Source organism: Psychrobium sp. 1_MG-2023, assembly GCF_030689115.1.
GTDB lineage: Bacteria > Pseudomonadota > Gammaproteobacteria > Enterobacterales > Psychrobiaceae > Psychrobium.
In genome coordinates this window covers 17435-40858 of record NZ_JAUYVJ010000029.1, presented here as the reverse complement: position 1 = coordinate 40858, position 23424 = coordinate 17435, and the positions used below count along the sequence as shown (strand labels likewise).

Annotated in this window: 19 protein-coding genes; 3 read left to right on the top strand and 16 right to left on the bottom strand. The window is 42.3% G+C overall.

What is annotated here, in order from left to right; all coding sequences use genetic code 11:
• Nucleotides 1-61: 61 nt before the first annotated feature.
• The 4 genes from Q8W26_RS14200 to Q8W26_RS14185 form a co-directional block, all read right to left on the bottom strand.
• Nucleotides 62-880, bottom strand: coding sequence for an SAM-dependent methyltransferase (locus Q8W26_RS14200; protein ID WP_101215580.1), 819 nt, complete (start codon nt 878-880; stop codon nt 62-64).
• 119 nt (nt 881-999) lie between these two features.
• Nucleotides 1000-5247, bottom strand: coding sequence for a response regulator (locus Q8W26_RS14195; protein WP_101215579.1), 4248 nt, complete (start codon nt 5245-5247; stop codon nt 1000-1002).
• A gap of 280 nt (nt 5248-5527) precedes the next feature.
• Nucleotides 5528-5734 carry a helix-turn-helix transcriptional regulator gene (locus tag Q8W26_RS14190; protein ID WP_101215578.1) on the bottom strand — a complete coding sequence of 69 codons (207 nt, stop codon included), beginning with the start codon at nt 5732-5734 and terminating at the stop codon, nt 5528-5530.
• A 3-nt stretch (nt 5735-5737) separates the two neighbouring features.
• On the bottom strand, nt 5738-6262 hold the full coding sequence (locus tag Q8W26_RS14185; RefSeq protein ID WP_101215577.1) for a DUF2975 domain-containing protein: 525 nt from the start codon (nt 6260-6262) through the stop codon (nt 5738-5740).
• Between the two features lie 170 nt (nt 6263-6432).
• Here Q8W26_RS14185 and Q8W26_RS14180 point away from each other — a divergent pair, with 170 nt between their 5' ends.
• Entirely contained in the window at nt 6433-8493 is a 2061-nt protein-coding gene (locus tag Q8W26_RS14180; protein ID WP_101215576.1) for a S9 family peptidase, read from the top strand.
• A 120-nt stretch (nt 8494-8613) separates the two neighbouring features.
• Here Q8W26_RS14180 and Q8W26_RS14175 read toward each other — a convergent pair whose 3' ends face one another.
• On the bottom strand, nt 8614-9285 hold the full coding sequence (locus Q8W26_RS14175; RefSeq protein ID WP_101215575.1) for a hypothetical protein: 672 nt from the start codon (nt 9283-9285) through the stop codon (nt 8614-8616).
• A gap of 209 nt (nt 9286-9494) precedes the next feature.
• Between Q8W26_RS14175 and Q8W26_RS14170 the strand changes: the two genes are divergently transcribed.
• Both Q8W26_RS14170 and Q8W26_RS14165 read left to right on the top strand, forming a co-directional pair.
• Nucleotides 9495-9977 (top strand): hypothetical protein, encoded by a 483-nt coding sequence (locus Q8W26_RS14170; protein WP_101215574.1) that lies wholly within the window; start codon nt 9495-9497, stop codon nt 9975-9977.
• Between the two features lie 90 nt (nt 9978-10067).
• Nucleotides 10068-11060 carry a tetratricopeptide repeat protein gene (locus Q8W26_RS14165; RefSeq protein ID WP_153071533.1) on the top strand — a complete coding sequence of 331 codons (993 nt, stop codon included), beginning with the start codon at nt 10068-10070 and terminating at the stop codon, nt 11058-11060.
• Between the two features lie 307 nt (nt 11061-11367).
• On the opposite strand, the gene fis is transcribed toward Q8W26_RS14165, so the two are convergent.
• From fis to uvrA, 11 genes are all read right to left on the bottom strand, one after another.
• Nucleotides 11368-11679: a DNA-binding transcriptional regulator Fis gene (gene fis, locus Q8W26_RS14160; protein ID WP_101215572.1), complete on the bottom strand. Its 312-nt coding sequence runs from the start codon at nt 11677-11679 to the stop codon at nt 11368-11370.
• A gap of 16 nt (nt 11680-11695) precedes the next feature.
• A complete protein-coding gene (gene dusB / locus Q8W26_RS14155) occupies nt 11696-12658 on the bottom strand; it encodes a tRNA dihydrouridine synthase DusB (RefSeq protein WP_101215571.1) in 963 nt (320 codons plus the stop codon).
• A 234-nt stretch (nt 12659-12892) separates the two neighbouring features.
• Complete coding sequence (gene prmA / locus Q8W26_RS14150) at nt 12893-13774, bottom strand: 50S ribosomal protein L11 methyltransferase (RefSeq protein WP_101215570.1); 882 nt, start codon at nt 13772-13774, stop codon at nt 12893-12895.
• A gap of 391 nt (nt 13775-14165) precedes the next feature.
• Nucleotides 14166-15506: an acetyl-CoA carboxylase biotin carboxylase subunit gene (gene accC / locus Q8W26_RS14145; protein WP_101215569.1), complete on the bottom strand. Its 1341-nt coding sequence runs from the start codon at nt 15504-15506 to the stop codon at nt 14166-14168.
• A gap of 12 nt (nt 15507-15518) precedes the next feature.
• Complete coding sequence (accB, locus tag Q8W26_RS14140) at nt 15519-15968, bottom strand: acetyl-CoA carboxylase biotin carboxyl carrier protein (RefSeq protein WP_101215568.1); 450 nt, start codon at nt 15966-15968, stop codon at nt 15519-15521.
• Nucleotides 15969-15988: 20 nt separating this feature from the next.
• A complete protein-coding gene (gene aroQ, locus Q8W26_RS14135) occupies nt 15989-16432 on the bottom strand; it encodes a type II 3-dehydroquinate dehydratase (protein WP_101215567.1) in 444 nt (147 codons plus the stop codon).
• A gap of 242 nt (nt 16433-16674) precedes the next feature.
• Entirely contained in the window at nt 16675-18018 is a 1344-nt protein-coding gene (locus tag Q8W26_RS14130) for an ATP-binding protein (RefSeq protein ID WP_153071532.1), read from the bottom strand.
• 3 nt (nt 18019-18021) lie between these two features.
• A complete protein-coding gene (locus tag Q8W26_RS14125; RefSeq protein WP_101215565.1) occupies nt 18022-18705 on the bottom strand; it encodes a response regulator transcription factor in 684 nt (227 codons plus the stop codon).
• A gap of 57 nt (nt 18706-18762) precedes the next feature.
• Entirely contained in the window at nt 18763-19014 is a 252-nt protein-coding gene (locus Q8W26_RS14120; RefSeq protein ID WP_101215564.1) for a hypothetical protein, read from the bottom strand.
• Between the two features lie 195 nt (nt 19015-19209).
• Entirely contained in the window at nt 19210-20415 is a 1206-nt protein-coding gene (locus tag Q8W26_RS14115) for an aminotransferase class V-fold PLP-dependent enzyme (RefSeq protein WP_101215563.1), read from the bottom strand.
• A gap of 115 nt (nt 20416-20530) precedes the next feature.
• Nucleotides 20531-23353, bottom strand: a complete 2823-nt coding sequence (uvrA, locus tag Q8W26_RS14110; RefSeq protein WP_101215562.1) for an excinuclease ABC subunit UvrA — start codon at nt 23351-23353, stop codon at nt 20531-20533.
• Between the last annotated feature and the right edge of the window lie 71 nt (nt 23354-23424).

Here is a 23424-nt window from a genome sequence, read left to right as displayed (position 1 = left end):
CTTACTAACTTTTCAGAGAGTTTCTGATATCTATTTGAGTCCCTATAGTAATAGGATTGAATTATTTATCAATGGATAACGCGTTATCGATATCCTCTGGTGTTAAGCCCAGTTGTTTTAACACCGCAAGATCGAGGGGGGCCTCTTGGTAAGGAGGAATCGCTAATGTTGATATTGCAGTGAGCTTCGCCTGAGGTAGCTGCGCTAGGGCAATATGTTCTATTCTCGGCGGAAATAATGCTAGCGTAGCCGCTTCGTAGATTATCACTTGATGGTCGCTCGGATAATATTTAAGTAACTCATTCGAGAGCACTTTTAGTCCACGTTGGTAGTTGTCGGTCTTATCTAAGGCGAGGGTGTGATCCCCAACCAGACCAATTTGCCATAACACGAGGAGTGAATAGGGGTCTATGGTGCGTTGATAAAACAGAAACTGGGTCGCTTCAATACTAATACAACCACTTTTTCCCGGATCTATGCCAAGGTCCGCAACCAACCAGTCTTCAGCTGAAATGCCCGGTTGCATCTTGGCACGATAGCCTAGGGCTTTTAGTTGACGAATGGCTAAGTGACTTGCATAGGCAAATACGCCGGGGTGACCGTAAAAGGCGGCGCAGACGTTGTTGCCTTGTTTGACTGACTCAACAAGAGCATTGGCCATTTCGTTGTAGGTAATTAACCGTGATTTATTGCTGCCATAAAACTCAGTCATATCAACGGTATTTGGATTTAACTTGGCAAGCCATTGTTTTGATACTTTATCTGGCACCACAGTAAAAACGATGTCGGCCTGCTTGATTTGCGCTTGAGTATTGAGTGTCATGTCGCCAGCAATTTTAATCCCTGTGCCGACAACCGTGAGCGAACCTTGTTTATTCATTACATATTACTTTTTATAATCGATAAGGCATTGTGCGTAATATGAATAGCTGGATCAATTGGTTATTTGAGAAAAAGGGGAGTTGCGTTTGAACGATAATCCTTAGCTAAAGATTATCGCTACTCTTCTTTGTTGGGAAATAACCAAATACGCATGACAGACACCAATTCATCAAACACAAAGGGTTTGGTGATATATTCTGAAGCGCCTGCCTCGAAGCATCTCTCTTTATCTTCAGGCATAGTTTTCGCTGTTAGCGCAATAATAGGCACCTCTTGGTAAGCGGCCATCTTACGAATCGCTTCGGTTGCTTGATTACCATCCATAACAGGCATCATGGTGTCCATTAGAATCAACTCAAAATCATCAGCTTGTTCTAAAAGCTCAATAGCTTCTTGGCCATTTTCTGCAATTGCAACGTCTATGCCGATCTCCATCAGCATTTTTGACAGGGCGTAGCAGTTTCTCATGTCATCATCGACTAGAAGTACTTTACGCCCTTGAAGTAGGGCTTCTTCATCATGCAACGCACAGACATTCTCGACCTGAGAGAGTGGGGTTTGGTGTAAAAAGAGTGATACGTCATCAACTAAGCGCTCGGCTGAATCAGCGCCTTTAAGAACGATTGAAGAAGAGTACTTGTCGAGCTCTCGTTGTTGTTCATTGTCGATTTCCTTACCGGTATAAATAATGATAGGAGGGATATTTGGAGCGTCTTGATTATGGAGCGATTCGAGTAATTCAAACCCACTAATGTCAGGCAACCCAAGGTCTAGAATAATGCAATCAAAATCCCCCTTTATAATCGCAGCGAGGCCGGCTTCGCCTGTGGCGACACAGGTAACTTTAATGTCTTCTGTTTCTAGTAGTTGTGAGGTTGCGCGTTGATTTCCTGTTGAATCTTCTATCAATAAAATATGACGGGTATTGTTTTTAACCAAGCGAGAGACTTTGTCAAAGGCCGACTGCAGTTCGTTGTTATCAATTGGTTTGGTTAAGCAGCCCATGCGTCCTTGTGTTAAAAAGCGCGGCTTGTCATCCGCTGATGTCGCAATAATGTGGATTGGAATATGCTTGGTGGCGGCACTGAAGTCTAGCTGCTCTAAAACATGATTAATGTTGATATCAACAAGTTCAGTATCTAAGAAAATGGTGGTTGGCTGATACTCCTTGGCTAAGTAAATCGCACTACGCCCACTTTCTGCTAATAAACACTTAAAGTTATTTTCGCGTGCTTTTTCGCATAAGAACAACGCTAAATTTTTGTCTAATTCTGCAATTAATACGGTTTTATCTCCGGCATGAATGCTGCGTCGATCATCAACAATGATATCACTTGGTGGAGCATGATTTGCCGTAGTATCGACAAGTTGTTCTTGAGGAGGCTCGCGTAAGGGAGAATGATGACTTAAAGTTTTATTGCCCATGGGTTTGGAGCGGGTGTCTATCACGTTGTGGTCAGCGTGTTGAAGTGCTAACTTTTTAGGTAAGTAGAGTGTGAAGGTACTGCCTTGATCAAGTTGACTTTGCAAGTGTATTTCCCCACTGAGTAATCGACTTAGCTCTCTTGCAATAGTTAGGCCTAGTCCTGTCCCACCATACTTGCGACAGGTGGTGCCATCTTCTTGTTGAAATGCTTCAAAAATGGCTTGTTGTTTATCAGCAGCGATGCCGATACCAGTATCTGTGACCGCGAGAGCGATTGTTTCACTTAGGTTTAGTTTACTTTGTGATGGAACGACTGTTTCATCAGCGTTGGCGATGGTTAACGTGACATTACCTTGGGGAGTAAATTTCATGGCGTTGGAGAGTAAGTTACGGAGGATTTGTTCAATGCGTAAACCATCACTAATGATAGTATTAGGAACATTATCAGCGATGTCTATAGTAAACGTTAATTCCCGATCTTTTGCGATAGGGGTAAAGGTTTTTTCTAAATTCTTCGTTAAGAGATCAAAAGCGACCGCTTCGTGGTTGATGGTTAATTTTCCTGCTTCTACTTTTGATAAGTCCATGATGTCATTAATCAATGATAATAAACTACTACCACCCTCAAAAATGACTTTTGCGTCTTCGACTTGAACAGGGGTTAAATTGCCATCTTTGTTATTAGACAGAGCTTTTGCTAAGAGAAGGAGACTATTTAAAGGCGTTCTTAATTCATGAGACATATTGGCTAGAAATTCTGATTTGTATTTACTTGCCACGGATAGCTCTTCCGCTTTTTGTTCAATTTGTTGGTTTTTAATTTCAATATCGCGTTGCTTTATTTCGAGTGCTTGTGTTTTTTGTTCTAAATCTTGGTTGGTCAATTGCAGTTGATCTGATTGCTTATTCAGCTCAGAAGCTTTGAGTTTGAGCTCGGTATTAGTGGCTTGTAACTCTTCAGATTGCACCTGTAATTGTTCTGTCTGATTTTGAGATTGCTGCAATAAATCCACTATACGCTGGCGGCTGAGTAAGCTGTTCATTGTGATTCCTAAGCTAGGAATAGCCTGCTCTAAAAAATCCATTTGAGTGTCATTGAAATGATTAAAGCTGGCAAGTTCAATAACAGCAATACACGTGTTTTCAAACAGTATTGGGATTAGAGCAATGTTTAGAGGCGGTTTTTCCCCCAAGCCAGAGGTAATTTTTATGTAATCATCTGGTACATTAGTGAGTACGATATTATGTTGCTCTAGTGCACATTGCCCCACTAACCCTTCCCCTAATTTATACTCGTTGGAAATATTTTTGCGTTTAACATAGGCGTAACTTGATAGTAAACGGAAGATTGCCTCGCTTTTTCCATCATTGTCTTCCAACATGTAAAAAGCGGCATGCCCGGCGCCGAGTATGGTGGCCAATTCGCTGACGAGTTGTTGTGACATCTTCTCTATATTATCAACTGCTTGAGATATTTTACTGATTTTAACCACTTGCGTTTTTAACCAGTTTTGTGATTCAACTTGTTTATTTCTATCGGTTACTTGTTGCATCATGTGTGATAACGCAATGCCGAATTCGTCTTGCGCAGAACGCGGGGTTATTTGACTATTGTAATTACCATTGGCAAAGGCGTTGGCTTGCTCGATCATGTCTTTAAAGTTGAGCTGCATTTTGTTTAGTGCAATACCTAAGCTATCTTTGTCTGATGTGAGGGGAATATCGGTGGAAAGATCACCTTGGGCGATCTTTTCTGTCATGGTTATTTTTATACGAAGGGCAACGATCATTTTCTGCAAAGCGGCATAGATCCCGGTTTCATTATTGCTATCAAAGTTAAGTTCAATGTTACCTTTAGCGACTTCGTTCGCCATCTCTTCGATGACAGCGGGTTCACCACCCACGGCGCGCAATATGGTGTTAGAGATCCAGTAACTAATCAGCACGCCAATAATTAATGACGCTATCGCTAAACTAATGACAATGGCGTTAACCGTTGTTAAGGTCTGCGATAGTTGATTTAATGCCGTACTTGCATCTTGCTGTTCTTCCAGTGAAGAGCTATCAAGGATATTCTCTAATTGCTCTATTTTATCGTGTTCAAGAGAGTCAATAATCGCTAAGGCGTTAAGCCGGACTTTGGGATCGAAGCGACGGAAAACAGCATCGGCGGTCAGGACAATATCGTTATAGAGACGGTTGATTGTGATTAAATCTCTTATTTCAGAAGGTTTTTGCTCTAGGGGCTCAAGTAAATTGAAATAACGGGTAAAATCTTCGGCATTGGCTCTAAACTCTTGTTCTTCATCGAGCTCTCCGCTGACATAATCACTCAGTGATGCAAGCATATCCCCAGCTTCATCCACGAGTTCTAGATAATATCTCACACCGGGAAGGTCATCGTTGATGGCTCGGTCGATATTTTTCGCTGCTAGGGCCTCTTGATATTCTTGCTCTTTTAACGAATCTAATAGCTTTTCTAATTCAGCCCCTTGCTTATGTTCTAACTCATCAACAATTTGTTTTGCCCAAAGCTCATCTTGTGGATCATATTTTTCAAACACATCCCGTATGATTTGACTGGCGTAATCATTGACTAAACGCTCTATCGTCGCCATTTTCTCATTATCGCTTTCAGTCCCTTGCTCTAGTGGTTCTAATTGAGAAAAGTAATATTGAAACTCTTTGAAATTAGAATGGAACTCTTCAACTTCGTCAATTTCGCCAGTGCTGTACTCAACAACATTACTGTGCATATCGCCAATTTCATCTAGGATTTGCAGGTATAAAATAACCCCAGGGACATCATCATCACGAATATCTTCAGAATCAGTGAGAATCCCTGTTGTTAAGGTATAAACCGTGATACCCATGGCGATAATGAGTAACAAAATAACCGCGAATGCCGCGCCAATTTTTCTTCCAATAGTAAAAGCCATACAAAGCCAATGGTTAATTAACCGTATCTTTTAGCTTAGTTTATAAATAGTTTTTTTTCTTTCGGCTATGGTAATAACTGGGATTTTTTAGGGTTATTTTCTGTTGGGTAGTTTGTTGAAGTTCGTGATTTAGGCGGGGAGGAAGCGATAAAAGGACAAACAGCTTTCACTGGTTGTGCTGTCTATTAAAAATATGCGCCCGTTTTGAGCATGACACAGCCGCTGGCGTGATCGAGTTGAATCTTAACGGTGCTGGGTTTTAGGCTGTGGCTGAGATTGTTTACTCTTTGTTGAATACCAGTAAATCCCCCGGTTGGCATTCTAAGTAATTGCAGATGCTGGCTAAGGTTTCAAAACGCACGCCTTTGACCTTGCCGCGTTTGAGTAGCGATAAGTTCGCTTCTGTAATGCCAATCGCTTTTGCCAGCTCTTTTGAGCTGACTTTGCGCATTGCCATCATTACATCTAAATTGACAATAATTTCCATCGCTTAAATAAACTCTTTGTTTTCAGCTTCAATCGCCTTTGCTTGTTTTAGTAAGTGGGCGACAAGTAATAAGAATATGATAGTTAAAGTTTCACCAAGGTCGACACCAATAACCAGTTTTGTTTCTTCAAAAAATTGAGAGTGGTAATAGGCTACGGCAATATCTTCAACAACGGTCACTCCAATGCTGATCACTTTGATCCAAATGAGCCAAAAGAATGATTTGATCGCATCATCGCAGAAGAACTGCCCCTGTTGAAAGTTCGCCAATAGGCGCTGTAACCAGTAGCCCGCTAAAAATAAAATGGCAAAGCTTGGCAGTAAGGTCAGCGCCAAAACAGGATGACTACTTTGTTCACTCTGCCACAGCTGAGTGAATAGTTCGCTGGTTGATAATACTAACGCATCATTTTTCACGTATTGATAAACGAGATAAAACACACTAAGCGCAATGGTTGCCAGCACTAATACTCTTAAGATGTAAGCAAGTTTTTGCAGTTTTTGTAACTTTTGTATTTGAGAATTCATAACAACTCGAAGAACCTATCATTTGTGGCGCTAGTATAGCAATGTTTGATAATTTATAAAAATAATAATTAATTATCGTTTGACGATAATTAATTTGCGTAATACTATGTTTCGAAACTAAAGGGGCGAACAAGAGGTTTGCTTCCATGATTTGCTGTATAGGAATTGATATGAATTTTAAGAAGACACTCATCGCTGCCACTTTTGCTGGGCTACTGACCTCTGGATTAACGGGCTGCACTCTTTTACAGCAATCGCCAGCGACAACGAGCATGGAGCAAACTCAACAAGCTGCGTTAATTCCACTGGAGCAGTTTTTTACCAGCAATGAAACTACCAAATTGCATGTATCGAGTGATGGGCAATGGGTCGCGTTTACTAAAGAGCATTTAGGGACGGCCAATATTTTTATTATGCCTAAAGGAGCTCACCCCGATCAGGCGCAGCCATTAACACAATCAAAAGAGCCGATTCAAACGTTTTTCTGGTCGGCTAATGGCAATGAATTATTCTTCGCTAAAGATATCGGCGGCAGTGAAAACACGCAAATTTATCGAGTCTCTTTTGAGGCCAATGAATCAACAAATCAACTGGTTAACACCACAGTAACGGCACTAACCAATAACAACAAAGTGCGTTATATTTTGTCGCAGCAGGTACGTAATGATGCGAACAAATTAGCTATTTTCGCCAACCATGATAAGCCATCACGATTAGATGGCTATACATTGGATATCAACAGCAAAGTATTAACTCGCAAGTTAATTAATAATAATAACTTTCAATCTGCGCATTTTGATAAGCAAGGCCAAGTGGTATTAGGCGTTGCTATGAACCCTGATAACAGCCGTGAACTTTTTAGCAGGGTTAACCAACAATGGCACAGTGTGATTAAAAGCCTGCCGGGCGAAGCCATCGACATCGTTGCCTATAATGGTGAGAAGAAACTCGCTTTTATTAAAGCCAGTATTGAGGGCAGGGATAAGCAGGAACTATTAAGCTTAGATTTAAATACGCTTTCATTTACTACATTACACCGCGACCCAAACAATGAGTCTGATGTACACAGTGCGATCTTTAGTGATGATGGTACGCCACTGAGTGTTTCCTATTATGGTGGGCGTTTACGTACTTATCCATTAGATGCAACCTTTGCCAGTCATTGGCAGAAAATTAATCAACACTTTAAGCACGATGTTGAAATTACTATTACCAAGCGTAATGAGAAAACTGGCGCATGGCAGCTACATGTCGCCAGTGATGTTGAGGCGGGCACCGATTATATTTACCAAGCGACAACAGGTGAAGTTAGTGTGTTAGCCACACAAACACCTAGTATTCAGCCTGAGCTGTTGTCTAAGCGTCAGTCGATTACTTATCAGGCGCGTGATGGCGAAACAATCCAAGCCTATTTAACCTTGCCGAAAGGGGAAAAGACCAATCTACCGACGATAGTCCTGCCCCATGGCGGTCCGTGGGCTAGAGTACATTGGACGTTGAAATCAGATACTTTTAATCCTGTGGCTCAGTTATTAGCGAATCGTGGCTATGCCGTGTTACAGCCTAACTTTAGAGCCTCGACAGGGTTTGGTAAGCGTTTCCTTAATTTAGGTGATAAAAATTGGGGCACGGGTACCATGCAACATGACTTAACCGATGGTGCTAACTTCCTTGTTGAGCAAGGCATTGCGGATAAAGAACGATTAGGCATTATGGGTGGGTCGTATGGCGGTTATGCGTCATTAGCGGGTGCAACCTTTACACCGGATATGTATAAAGCGGTGATTTCATTTTGTGGCCCATCAAGCCTATCAACCTTGATGGATGCATTTCCTGATTGGGCTCGACCGTACTTAGGAACATGGTTTAGCGCCGTTGGTGATACAAAAATTCCAAGTGAATTAGCTGATATGCAAGCACGTTCGCCAATTAACTTTATTGATCAAATTACCGCGCCAGTTTTACTAATCCAGGGGGCTAACGATGTTCGTGTTACCCAGCAGGAGTCTGATAACATCGCCAAGGAAATGGCAGCTAAAGGCTTGCCTGTTGAATATATCCTTGCCAAAGACGAAGGGCATGGTTTTAAAAAGTCGAATAATATGTTGGCCGCGATGTTCGCCATGGAGCAGTTCTTTGGTAAGCACTTAGGCGGTCGAGTGAGCCAACACACCAATGTTGAGGTGCGTGAGCATCTAGAGAGCTTAACGCAAGATGTGAAGAGCCTATAATATCAAAAGCTCCACGACATCATAGCGATGGCGTGGAGCCTTTTTTCACAGCGATTTTGATTAAAGTGTCGCTGCGGTCGTTTGAACTTAATACACTAATCGATTTAGCTGCTTGGCGTGTTATTCTGGCGCGTAGCTAATTTGCCCCTGCTGATTAACCACCACTAAATACGACTCTCCGTAGTTACCTTGTTGGCATAAATCAATTTCATTACCACCAACATACAGATCGCTACAGTTTTGTAGCGTATAAGTTGGGGTTGCTTTTCCTGCTTCGGTATTTGGATAGTTGGCGTCATCGTCTAAGATGTTGAGGCTAAGAGCTTGGTTGGCAAAGACCCGAACGCGCATCACATCATTTTGATTACTGGCTTTTTTTTCAAACACGCTTAACACTTCATTGCCATTATCCATCCATGCAATCGCCCAATATTTATCATTGTCTGATAAGCTATATTTTAATTCGTCCATATTTTCGCCGCTGGTACTGTCTTCAATCGCGAATTCTGACTTATGGCCTGAGCTGGCCCATTTATGTTCAATTGCACGACTCACTTGACCGACGGGTAAATTGGTGGTGACAAAGTCGCGATGATAAACGCTTTTAAGATACTGCCGGCTTTTTAAATAAAAGGTCGTCGCATTGTCTGCGGCATTAATATAGGTTATTTCTGCACTATTTTTTTTATCGGCATGATCTAACAGCTCATCGTGAGTATCACTACAAGCAGTAACGCCGACTAATAAGCCTGCCAGTAACAGTGTTTTGATTCCGTTTTGTCGATTGCTCACACCTATTCTCCTTGGATAATAATGAAGGTAGCTTTTGTCTGGGCGTAGTGTAGGGCGAGGTAGCAGCTAACAGTATGATATTTATGTTGGCGCTTTGTTAGGGAGTGTTAGGGAATGTAAGAAAGTGTTGAGTCGAAGAGCTTTGGCTTGTCACAGGTTACAATTCAAGCTTATTATCTTGCTCACTATAAACAAGGACTGCTTGTACTGTGATTTATAACTTTGCATACGGCAATAATCATTATCAGCTTCATAATTACTGGATAAAAGGGTTGCTGCTCTATTGTAATGATGAACTCATTTTTCATCAGCCGAGCACTCAGAGCTTTGAGATTAGGCAGCGTTTTTGCGTCACTACCGTCGATGGAGCAATAGAAATTAACGCCAACGTAAAGAGCTTATCGGTCGATTGGTCTGTTTCTTTAACACCGAAGAGCTCAACGGAACCCGTTGAATTAACACTCAATAAAGTCTTAGATAAATACCGCGTTATTGAAGAACTGAAAGGGGTTAAGTTCATTTTAGATAAGCCTAGTGGCAGCTCGATGAGTTATGCGTTATTTGGCTTAGAAGTCATGTCGTTGCTATTGTCGTTCTATTTAATTTATAACAGTGAATTATTTAGTGGGGTATTGCTGCTCGTATTGTCGCTCTTTGGGCTATTAAGGCCCATAGCTAAGTCGGTTAATTAATGTATTCTGGTCTAATAACGTTTAGTATCTTAATAATATTTTAAGCCTGTCCTACTTTACGTTTTTAGTTTGGGAAAGGAGAAGGGATTCATGTGTAGGTATATTTTTTTCGTATTGTTAAGTGTCGTGTTTTTTCATAACACTCTATATGCGCAATCACTGAACACAGTAATAAGCGATGAAGAAAACCAAGTTAAGAGTGTTTTAGTTAACAGTTGTGGGCGTATGGAGCTAAACAGTAAAGATAGCTTTATTAGCGCGCTTGAAGGGTATAGGGAGTGCTTGGGTCGAAGCCGACTTGGCAATGACCTAATACTGTTAGATTATTCAATTTTGATTCTACAATCAGGTTCTAAAGAGCACGCAAGGTATATCAATGAATATTTAGTTGAAGCATTAAAAACCCCTAAGAGAGGGGACTTTCTTGTTAATACAGCTCAAATCTATTTACATTTATTAAAGAGTGAACAAAATACATTATACGCCTTAGAGCTATTAACTGAGGCAAGTAACTCAGGTAAAGATATAGCGACGGAGATCCTTGCGGACTATTACTATGGTAAGCAGCAGTATGAAAAATCAGCTGTGCTCTATCAACAAAGTGGCAATGTAGGAAACTTTGAGTCTAGATTTATGTATGCGCAACACTTACATTATGGTTTAGGTGTTAATAAGAATGAGATTTTGGCGCTTAATGAATATATTTATTTAGATAAAAAGAAGCATGATCGAGCCCCTCACGCTATTTTTATCCTTTTTAGCGAATCAAGTAATATCGACCATGGACTATCTAGCGCTGATGCTATCCGCTTTTTACACAAAAGTGCTGAGCGACAAGTCGCTGGCGCTAATTTTGATTTAGGGATACATTACTTTATTGATAAGTTAGTCGCTAGAGATATGAGCAAAGCTCTTTTTTATTTGAAGCAAGCTGATGAGTTAGGCGATATAAGAGCTGCACACTCGATAGGGATTTTATTATTGACTGAAAATAAATTGAAACAATCATGTGAGTGGTTTGAAAAGTCTTTAGTGAATGGGTATGTCAAAAGCACAAATAAAATTGATAGTTACTGTAAATGACAATAAATAAGAGAAAGGCGCAAATTAAATTATGAAGAATTAAAGTGAGCGGGGCATTCTCCTTTGGTTAATTTGTCTTGGTGGCATGCTGGCTTTATTTTTTATGCAATCAATACTTAATAATAAACTCGTGTCGTTGTTAGGTTTTCTATTTGTTTTTGGGGGATTTATAGGTTTAATGTATTGGGGCTTTAAAAAGGATAAAGCTGTTACAAAACCTCGAAAAAAGAAGAAATAAAAAGCCCAATCAACGTTCATTGATTGGGCTTTTAGCAAATAGGTTAACTACTACTAGAAAGGTCTAGTCTTAGTTCATGCCGTATTTTTTTAATTTCTTACGTAATGTACCGCGGTTGATGCCTAATAGGTTTGCTGCGCGTGTTTGGTTACCGCGAGTAAACTGCATAGTCAGGTCTAATAGTGGACGTTCCATTTCACATAAAACCATTTCGTATACTTCAGTTGGCTCTTCGCCATCTAGTTGAGCAAAAAAGTTGCTTACAGCACGTTTTACTGAGTCACGTAGTAATTGTGGCTTAACTGTACCGTTGGCTAATTGGATAGGGTCAACAGTTAGTTGGTTTTCAGTTGTAGTACTTGTAGTGTGTTGATCAAACATGTGAAATTTGCTCTTCTTAATTAATTTTATCGGTAAAAATGCGTTCCAATACAGCCAGCTGTTCCTCGGCTGTTTCTATCTTAAACAACTCTTGGCGTAATTCATTACGCTGTTCCTTGAGATACCAACCAATGTGTTTGCGTGCAATACGCACCCCTAAAAAGTCACCATAAAACTGGTGGAGGGCATGCACATGGTTAAGTAATGTATCGCGAACCTCAGTGTGTGGCACTGGCGCTAGCTTTTGTCCTGTCGTTAGGTAATGATTGATTTCACGGAAGATCCAAGGGTTACCTTGGGCTCCACGGCCAATCATAATAGCGTCGGCACCGGTGTAGTCTAAAACTTCACTGGCCTTTTCCGGGCTAGTAATGTCACCATTGGCTACCACAGGAATCGAAATTGCCTGTTTGATGGCTCTAATAGTGTCATATTCAGCAAAACCCTTGTACAAACATGCACGTGTTCTGCCGTGTACGGCTAAGGAAGCAATGCCTGCATCTTGTGCGAGCTTTGCGATATCAACACCATTTCGGTTGTCAGTATCCCAGCCTGTACGAATCTTAAGTGTTACCGGAACATCAACTGCACTGACAACGCTGTCTAAGATTTGCTTAACCAAATCTGGGTGCTGTAGTAATGCTGAACCCGCTAACTTTTTGTTCACCTTCTTGGCTGGACAACCCATATTAATATCGATTATCTGTGCGCCTTGCTCAACGTTGAATTGAGCGGCTAATGCCATTTCTTGTGGATCGCTGCCTGCAATTTGCACGCTGCTAATACCCGCTTCCTCGGTATGGGTCATGCGATGCGTTGATTTGCTGCTTTGCCATACTTTTGGGTTCGATGAACACATTTCAGAAACAGTCATTCCGGCACCAAGCTTAAAGCATAGTTCGCGAAATGGTTTATCGGTAATACCGGCCATTGGGGCTAAAATGAGTGGATTGGCTAATTGGTAATCTCCAATCTTCATACGATAACTACCTCTACTTCGTCAGGGGTGCGTATAGTACGCATTTTTTCTTAAATTGAAAAGCTCAATATTTAAACGAAAAGCAATTATTTTTCTTGACTGGTCAAAAATGTGACGTTGGGCGGTGTTGTTAATAAAAAAAGGTGTAAAGCAAGTGGGAATATAGGCTTAGAGCGTTAATGATGTTAACAAAATGCAGCAAATCAGTAATGATTTGCTGCAAAAGTGAGCTACTTATCTTTTAAGTCCGTTAAGGCGAATCCATTCGTCTTGTTCTGTTGCAGGCTCCATGTCAAACCATTGGCTGTAAACTTCAAGCAGGCGGTCTGCTTGTTCAGGTAATAAGCCTGACAGCGAGAGTGGGCCACCGGTTTTTACTAAGCCTTGCATCAATGGTGCTAGTTCTTCTAACGGTCCTGCTAGGATGTTAGCAACCAATACATCGGCTTGAATGCCGTCGGGTTGATCTTGCGGTAAATAAAGTTCTATCTTATCTTCAACACCGTTACGTCTAGCATTCTCTTTACTAGCGATAATCGCTTGTGGGTCAATGTCGATACCAATGACGCGTTTTGCGCCTAATTTGAGGGCTGCGATGGCTAAAATACCTGAACCACAACCAAAGTCGACAACAGTTTTACCCGCTAGGTCTAATCCATCTAACCATTGTAAACACAATGCTGTTGTTGGATGAGTGCCTGTACCAAAAGCGAGGCCAGGATCAAGCATCACATTAACGGCTGTTGGATCTGGTACATCACGCCAGCTTGGGCAAATCCATAAGCGTTTACCAAATTGCATAGGGTGGAAGTTATCCATCCATTCACGAACCCAATCTTTGTCCTCTAATGCTTCAACTTTATGGGTGAAGTTAGGACCAAGTTCAGGCTGTGCGCTGAGAAAGTCAACCACCGCTGTCATGTCTTGGGTGCCTTCATAGAGTGCAACGATATCAGTTTCACCCCATAGACGAGTTTCACCCGGTAGCGGCTCAAACACTGGGGTGTCTTTAGCGTCTAAAAAGGTCACTGATAGTGCACCGCTTTCAGATAGTAGATCACCAAGGTGTTCGGCTGATTCATTGGTTGCGTTGAGCTTAAGTTGGATCCAAGGCATGGCTGGGGTTCTCGATTTCGGTAGTTGCGTTGGATTATAGCAATAAAAGGGGGTTGGGTGTCATTTGTCTGAGGCGCTTGATGGAGGGTGGGCTAGATTCTGGCTAAAAGACTGCCAGAACGACGTTTTTAGGGGATGTCTACTTAATGTCACCCTGACATTGTTTTATTCAGGATCTTATGTTGCAGTTAAAAGAGAGATTCTGGCTAAAAGACTGCCAGAACGACGTTTTTAGGGTATGCCTACTCAATGTCATTCTGACATTGTTTTATTCAGGATCTTATGTTGCAGTTAAAAGAGAAATTCTGGTTAAGAGGCTGCCGGAACGACGATAGGGCATAAAAAAACCAGCCAAACGGCTGGTCTTTTGATTCAAGAAAAACCGGCTTAATTATAGGCCTAGTTTTTTCTCTAGGTAGTGGATGTTTGCACCACCGTTTTGGAAGTTTTCGTCATCCATAATGCGTTGTTGTAGTGGGGTATTGGTTTTAATCCCTTCTACAATGAATTCGCTTAATGCGTTACGCATACGTGCAATGGCGATACCACGGTTTTCACCGTAAGTAATTAGCTTGCCAACCATTGAATCATAGTGTGGTGGCACTTTGTAGCCTGCGTAGATGTGTGAATCCCAACGAATACCTAAACCGCCTGGTGCGTGGAAACGTTTGATTTCACCCGGTGAAGGGATGAAAGTCACTGGATCTTCTGCATTAATACGACATTCAATAGCATGGCCGCGAATTTGTACTTCGTCTTGAGTAATAGATAATGGTTGGCCAGCAGCAACACGTAGTTGCTCTTTGATTAAATCAACGCCAGTTACCATTTCTGTAACACAATGCTCTACCTGAATACGCGTGTTCATTTCAATGAAGTAGAACTCACCGTTTTCATATAAGAACTCAAAGGTACCTGCACCGCGGTAGCCAATATCGATACAGGCTTTCGCACAACGCTCACCGATGAAACGGCGAGTTTCTTCTGTGATACCCGGTGCTGGCGCTTCTTCAACAACTTTTTGATGACGACGTTGCATTGAACAGTCACGTTCACCTAGGTGAATCGCTTGACCTTGACCATCGGCTAATACTTGGATCTCGATATGACGAGGGTTCTCTAGGAACTTCTCCATGTACAGTTGGCCATTATTGAAACAGGCAATCGCTTCTGCTTGCGTAAGTGAAATTGTTTCAATTAACTCTTCTTCAGAGCGAACTACGCGCATACCACGACCACCGCCGCCGCCAGAAGCTTTAACGATAACAGGGTAACCAATACGCTTAGCAATCTTCTTGTTCACTTCATCATCATCGCCTAACACGCCGTCTGAACCAGGTACCGTTGGTACGCCAGCTTTACGCATCGCATCAATTGCAGACACTTTATCACCCATAAGGCGAATCGTATCGGCTTTAGGGCCAATGAAAATGAAACCAGATTGTTCGATTTGCTCGGCAAAATCAGCATTTTCAGCTAAGAAGCCATAACCTGGGTGAATAGCAACAGCGCCAGTAATTTCAGCAGCACTAATGATTGCTGGAATATTTAGGTAACTTTGCGTTGCTGGTGCTGGGCCGATACATAATGTTTCATCAGCTAGCAGTACGTGTTTTAAGTCGCGGTCAGCCGTTGAGTGAACTGCTACGGTCTTAATGCCCATTTCTTTACAAGCACGAAGAATACGTAAAGCTATTTCACCACGGTTGGCGATAACTACTTTATCTAACATAATCAGTCAGCCTTATTCGATGATTACTAGAACCTGGTCAAACTCAACCGCTGCAGTGTCGTCTACTTCAATAGCAACAACAGTACCGGCTTTATCCGCTTCGATTTGGTTCATCATTTTCATCGCTTCAACGATACATAGTGTATCGCCAACGTTTACTTTGCTACCAACTTCAACAAATGGCTTTGCTTCTGGAGAAGCTGCACGGTAGAACGTACCAACCATTGGAGATTTTACTTGATGGCCGCTAACTTGAGCTGGTGCTGCTTCAACTGCTGGAGCTGCTACTGGAGCAGGAGCTGCTGCAACTGGGGCTGCTGCTACCGCTACTGGAGCTGGTGCTGCAACTGCTGCTGTCGTACGACTGATGCGTACTGACTCTTCACCTTCAGCGATTTCTAACTCAGAAATACCTGATTCTTCTACCAGCTCAATTAATTTTTTTATTTTACGAATATCCATGGTGTTCTCTTCTCAAAAGTTTAGGACTGCGCCAAATGCGACGCTGCCGCTTGTAAAGCGTATTCATAACCCGCTGGGCCTAAGCCACAAATCACCCCAATTGCTACATCTGAGAAGTAGGAATGGTGACGAAATGGTTCGCGTTTATGAACGTTAGATAAATGAATTTCTATAAAAGGAATGTTGACAGACAAAATGGCATCACGCAGCGCTACACTGGTATGTGTAAAGGCGGCAGGATTAATAATAATAAAATCCGCATCGGTTTGGTGAATTGCATTAATGAGCTCAAATTCAGCATTTGACTGAATATGACTTAAGCTAATATCCATTGCTTGAGCTTGCTGGGTTAATGTATCAACAATCTCTGGTAGAGTTTGTTGACCGTAATGACCAGGCTCGCGGCGGCCTAACATATTTAAGTTTGGACCATTTACCAATAAGATGTGGTTATTTTCGCTCATCTTGAAGACATCCCCTGAGTATATCTTTAATCTTGCTATTTTTATTTAAAAACCAGTCTAGCTGTGTTTCATTTGATAGGCAAATCGTTAAGATAACTTTATCACGACACATTATATACAAATCGCGACATTTGGCAGCCAATTACTGGTCTTATCACCTAAGACTTATGGCTACTAGTTGTTATCAAGCATAATCAAGTGAGCGAAATAAACCCTGATCCTAATCACTTTTAATGGCGATCTCAGTAATGTTGCTTGGTAAAGCTTAGGCTAAATTTAGCGCCTAGCAACTCAGAGTCATTAATTGTAAAGCTGCCGTTGTAGCTATTAATAATATCAACGACAACGGCCATACCAATGCCTTGCCCTTGCTCTTGGGTGTCAAGTCTTGCGCCGCGTTGGGTGATTTTTTCCCGCGCTTGCTCTTCAATACCGGGACCGTTATCTTCAATGATGAACTGAAGTTGCTTTGAATCCTCTGCTACTGAGACTTTGACTTCTCCTGCGCCATATTTATAGGCGTTGTCCATGAGGTTACCGAGCATCTCAAGTAAGTCGCCTTGATCGCCATGAAAGAAACTCTCACTTGGAATATGCAACTGACATAATACGGCCTTATCTTTATAGACTTTGTCCAATGCATTTTTGACTTGAGTGGCGTGCTCTAAGATATTAACCCGAGTGATACCTGTAACCTGTTGGCTAACCACTGCACGTTGCAATTGATAACGAACAATTTGATCCATGCGTTGGCTTTGTTCTTTCACTAATTGATGCAGCTCGACTGTCGATTCGTCAGCGGCGTTCGTGAGCACCGCAAGAGGTGTCTTTAACGAATGAGCGAGATCGCCCAAGCGTTGATGGTAGCGAGTACGTTGCTTGCGTTCACTGTCAACCAAGCGATTCAGGTTGCCCGTTAAACGGCTTAGCTCTTTGGGGTAATCATCACTTAATGCTTCAATGTGACCATCTTCTATGTCTTTAAGCTCATGGGCTAAATTATACAGCGGACGTAAACCACGGCTTAATAAGAAGTGCTGAGTTGTTAGCAGTAGGAGCGCCACAATAGCGAGCCACATCCACAGATCGGAGCGATAGCTGGTGAGAGCACGCTGAAAGGCGATATTGTCCTGCATCACGACAAAGGTATATTGATAGTCTTTACCGTGGCTTTCTTCAATGGTGCCATAGGTTGCAACAAAATATTCTACGCCAACGTGCGTATTATCGATGCCAAAACTGCTCTTGCCTGGGCGCTGTGGCCTTGCTGTAACAGGGGAGACCGTTAAGGCGGAGCGTGATCGCCATAACTCGCGGCCTGCGCGATCTAGCACATAACCATAAAGCCCGGAACTTGCTTCATTAAAGCGCGACTCTTGTTGATAAGCTGGAATGATTAAGTCACGCCCTTGTTGTTCGGCGCTGGAGATTAAACTCAGGATATACAGTTGGAGCTTTTCTTTTTCTGCACTCTTGGTCGCGTTAGTGAATGCTGAATCGAGAACTGCGGCGGTAATACTAAAAAAGACCAGCATAAAGAAGCTGGCCATAAGCAGTATTCGTGTACGAAGTGAATAGTTCTTCACTGATTAACCGTTAGCAATTGCTGGGTTGATTCGATAACCTCGGCCACGCAATGTTTCAATCGGTTCAATGGTACCGTTAGGGTCAAGTTTTTTGCGCAGGCGACGCACGAACACTTCAATAACGTTTGAATCACGATCGTAATCTTGATCGTAAATATGCTCGGTGAGTACTGTTTTTGAGATTACTTGATGTGGGTGAGTCAATAGGTATTCAATAACCTTATACTCATAAGCTGTTAGCTCAATCTCAGTGCCATCAACCGCCACTGATTGTGCATTTAAGTCTAAAGATAGCGGGCCGAAGTGTTGGGAGGCGCTTGCCATGCCGACGCTACGACGCAGTAATGCTTTAACACGGGCTAACAGTTCATCCATTTCAAATGGTTTGGTCAAGTAGTCATCCGCGCCAGAGTCGAGGCCAATGACTTTCTCTTGCCATTGGTCACGAGCAGTTAAAATAAGAATAGGGTAATTCTTACCTTGCTCACGCAATTTTTTAATCACATCAAGACCATCGATTTTCGGTAAGCCTAAATCAATGATTGCTAAATCGTAAGGGTATTCGGTTCCTTGAAATAAGCCTTCTTCACCGTCTGCAGCACAGTCAACGGCGTAACCTTGTTTGGTGAGACTTGAATTTAGTTGTTCGAGTAATAGAGGTTCATCTTCGACAATTAAAATACGCATAGTTTTCCTTTCATCAATGTCATTAATCTAACATTACTTGTTGTTTTTATTGTTTGGTCACTTTTTTCTTTCGCTTACTTTGCCACTTTTTGTGTTGACGAAGACGGTTTTTAAACGCCCATTGGCTAGAAGTAATTTGACCTTAAACTGTTGTTCTTTCACTCGCTCGACTTTAAGCAGTTTAGTTGCTTTATATTTAGTTAACGCTAACTTCGATGCTTTTTGCTCATTACTATCCGCTGCAATGGTATTCGCAGAGAAGGTAATGAGAGCGATTAAACTGAGTCGCTTTAATATGCTAGTTATCATTTTATTCCCGAGTTATTGGATGTCTACTAGAACGTAATTCAGCTTATCCATAAACCAAATGAGGTTATAACTTCCTCATCATAACATAAGCGATAAATTCAACTTATCGTGATAACGAATGAGGCTTTAGTTTATCGCAAGCTGATTAACTGTTGCTGAACTCAATAGAGTGTTAGCTAACGGTTGTATCAGTGGTTAAAAAAAGCTTAAGGTTTTCTCGACCGCTTTAGTAAATTCTTCAACTTCATCAAAGGTATTATATGGTGCAAAAGACGCGCGAATTGTCCCGGAGTGCTCGATGTACTCCATTAGGGGCATTGCACAATGGTGTCCTGCTCGCACTGCAATATTCTGTTGATCCAGTAAGGTGGCAACGTCTGATGAATGCTCTTCATCAACCACAAAGCTAAGAACGGGAAGCTTATGGTTCACATCACCAATAATATTGACTTCTTCAAGTTGCTTAAGCCGTTCTGTTGCATAGTTTAGCAACTGTTGTTCATAATCAAAAACTTGCTTGTGTTCAAATTGCTGAATAAAGTTGATAGCTTGACTTAGGCCTAAAACGCCACTGATATTAGGCGTGCCAGCCTCAAACTTAAAGGGGAGTTGATTATACGTTGTACCGCTAAAGCTCACCTTTTTAATCATTTCACCACCGCCTTGCCATGGCGGCATTGCCTCTAATAGTGCTTCTTTGCCATATAGAATTCCAACACCGGTTGGGCCAAACATTTTATGTGCCGAGAAAACGTAAAAATCACAATCAAGTTGTTGCACATCAACGGGCAGGTGCGCGATAGCTTGGGCGCCATCGATGACTGTCACGGCATTAACATTTTTAGCCAAGCTAATTAATTCTTCGATTGGGTTAATGACACCCGTGACATTGGAAGCGTGTGCGATAGCGACGATTTTTGTATCTTGGTCAATCAATGATAAAGCATGGTTTAAGTCGAGCTCGTAATTATCATTTAAGTGAATAACCCGTAACTCCGCGCCAGTTTGCTGACAAACCATTTGCCATGGCACAATATTGGCGTGGTGCTCTGATACTGCTACGACAATATTATGAATAGCGGCGAGATTTGGTCGGGCATAACTTTGGGCAATGAGGTTAATTGACTCTGTTGTGCCTTTGGTGAAGATGACTTCTTTGCTGTTATGCGCATGAATAAATTTGGCGACATTTGAACGTGCTAACTCATATTGCGCTGTTGCTTTAGCGCTGAGCTGGTGTGCTGCGCGATGAACATTGGCATTACTCTCACTATAGAACTTATTGATACAGTCGATAACACACTGTGGCTTTTGCGCGGTAGCAGCGCTATCCAAATAAATTTGGTCACTGTCGCAAATCAATGGAAATTGCTGGCGAAACTGGTGAGCGTCAAAGGTCATAATGTCCTCGTCTAGAGTCTTCAAATGTTGTTCTAAAGATTAGTTTAAGTAGTAACTTAAGTGATACCTTACTTAAGTTACTACTTTTTATCATAAAATTACAATAACACTGATATTAAAGTAGCGGCTTTAAGAATCTTGCCGTGTGGGATACCGGATGATCAACGATGTCTTCAGGGGTTCCTGCACACAAGATTTGACCACCGCCATTACCGCCCTCAGGTCCTAAATCAATGATCCAGTCTGCCGTCTTAACCACATCAAGGTTATGCTCAATTACCACGATGGTATTGCCGTGATCACGCAGGCGATGTAATACATCGAGCAACATTTGAATATCTTTAAAATGTAGACCCGTGGTTGGCTCATCTAAAATGTATAAGGTTTTACCCGTATCGCGTTTTGAGAGCTCTTTGGCGAGTTTGACCCGCTGTGCTTCACCACCAGAAAGTGTGGTCGCGGATTGACCAAGCGTAATGTAAGACAGGCCAACATCCATTAAGGTTTGCAGCTTACGTGCAATAGCAGGGACGGGTTTGAAGAACTCATTGGCATCTTCGACCGTCATTTCCAGCACTTGGTGAATGTTTTTGCCTTTATAAAGGACTTCAAGGGTTTCACGGTTATAACGTTTAGAATGACAAACATCACAAGGCACGTATACATCTGGTAAGAAGTGCATTTCTACCTTAGTCACCCCGTCGCCCTGACAGGCTTCACAACGACCGCCCTTGACATTAAAACTAAAACGACCTGCCTTATAACCGCGCGAGCGTGACTCTTGGGTGGCTGCAAATAGTTCACGAATAGGGGTGAAAATACCCGTATAAGTTGCTGGGTTTGAACGTGGCGTTCGGCCAATTGGACTTTGATCAATGTCGACGACTTTGTCGCAATGCTCTAAGCCTTCGATGCGATCATGCGGCGCGGGCTCATCATTAACCGCTTTATTTAACGCAATATGTGCCAGTGGGTAGAAGGTATTATTAATTAAGGTCGATTTACCCGAGCCAGAAACACCTGTGACACAGGTGAGCAATCCTGTCGGTATCGCTAAATCAACATTTTTTAAGTTGTTACCGCGTGCGCCAAACAATTTGATCCATTGATCTTGATGTTGGGTACGTTCTTTGCGGTATTCGATTTGTTTTGCGCCCGATAAGTATTGGCCTGTCACCGATTGCTCATTATCGATGATTTGTTGATAAGAGCCTTGGGCAATGATTTCACCGCCATGAACGCCAGCACCAGGGCCGATATCGATAATATAATCGGCACAGCGGATTGCATCTTCATCATGTTCAACCACAATAACGGTATTACCTAAATCGCGAAGGTGGTTTAGGGTTTTTAGCAGACGCTCGTTATCACGTTGATGTAAACCAATGGAAGGCTCGTCAAGCACATACATGACACCAACAAGGCCGGCACCAATTTGACTAGCTAAACGAATACGCTGAGCTTCACCCCCTGATAAGGTATCTGCGCTGCGCGAAAGGCTCAGGTAATTAAGGCCAACATTGACTAAAAAGCCTAAACGATCGCGGATCTCTTTTAGGATTTTTTCCGCAATTTGGGCTTTTTGACCCGTAAATTCAAGCTGGTCAAAGAAATCCATACAATCGCCAATGGAATATTCTGCAACCGTTGGTAAATTGGTTGTGCCAATAAATACATGACGCGCTTCTTGACGTAAACGGCTGCCATCACAGCTTGGACATGACTGCTGGTTTAAGTATTTAGTGAGTTCTTCTCGTACCGCATTGGACTCTGTTTCACGGTAGCGGCGATCCATGTTATTGATGATCCCTTCAAAGGGGTGGTTTCTAACCACCATATCACCGCGATCGTTCATGTACTTAAATTCAAGTGACTTGGTACCACTACCAAAGAAGATGTGTTTTTTATCTTCATCCGTTAGCGATTCAAACGGCGCTTCTAAGTCAAAACCGTAATGCTCGCTCAGAGCGGTGAGCATTTGGAAATAATAGAAATTACGACGATCCCAGCCACGAATTGCACCGCCTGCAAGGCTAAGCTCTGGATTAACCACGATGCGTTGTGGATCAAAAAACTGTTTAACCCCTAAACCGTCACAACTACCACAGGCACCTGCTGGGTTATTAAAAGAAAATAAGCGAGGTTCTAACTCAGCCATCGAATAGCCACACTGACTACAGGCAAAGTTTGCAGAAAAAAGAATAGGCTCAAGTTCACTGTCATCATCCATTGCAACAATACTGGCGACACCACCTGAAAGCTCAAGTGCGGTTTCAAATGACTCGGCTAAGCGTTGTTGGAGATCTTCGCGAACTTTAAAACGGTCAACAACCACTTCAATATCGTGTTTCTTTTGTAGTTCTAGCGTCGGTGGATCAGATAAGTCACATACCGAGCCATCGATACGAGCGCGAATAAAGCCTTGCGCTGCGAGGTTGTCGAGCAATTTAGTGTGCTCACCTTTACGTTGTTGTACCACGGGCGCTAATAGCATCAGCTTACTGCCTTGGGGCAGCGCTAAAACTTTATCGACCATTTGACTAATGGTTTGTGCCGCTAATGGTAAGTCATGGGTAGGGCAACGCGGCTCACCAACGCGGGCAAATAATAAACGTAGATAATCGTGAATTTCTGTAATGGTACCCACTGTTGAGCGCGGGTTATGTGATGTCGATTTTTGTTCGATTGAAATCGCAGGACTGAGTCCTTCGATTGAATCAACATCAGGCTTTTCCATTAATGATAAGAATTGGCGAGCATAGGCTGATAAAGATTCTACATAGCGGCGCTGTCCTTCGGCATAGAGTGTGTCAAAGGCGAGTGAGGACTTGCCCGACCCTGATAATCCGGTGATCACGATGAGTTTATCGCGTGGGATGGTTAGGTTGATGTTTTTTAAATTGTGGGTGCGTGCGCCCCGTACTTCAATTTTATCCATGAACAACACTTCTATGACGATTATCGAACCCGAAATTATTGCATAGTTTGCTGTCCATTGCAGTGCTTTGC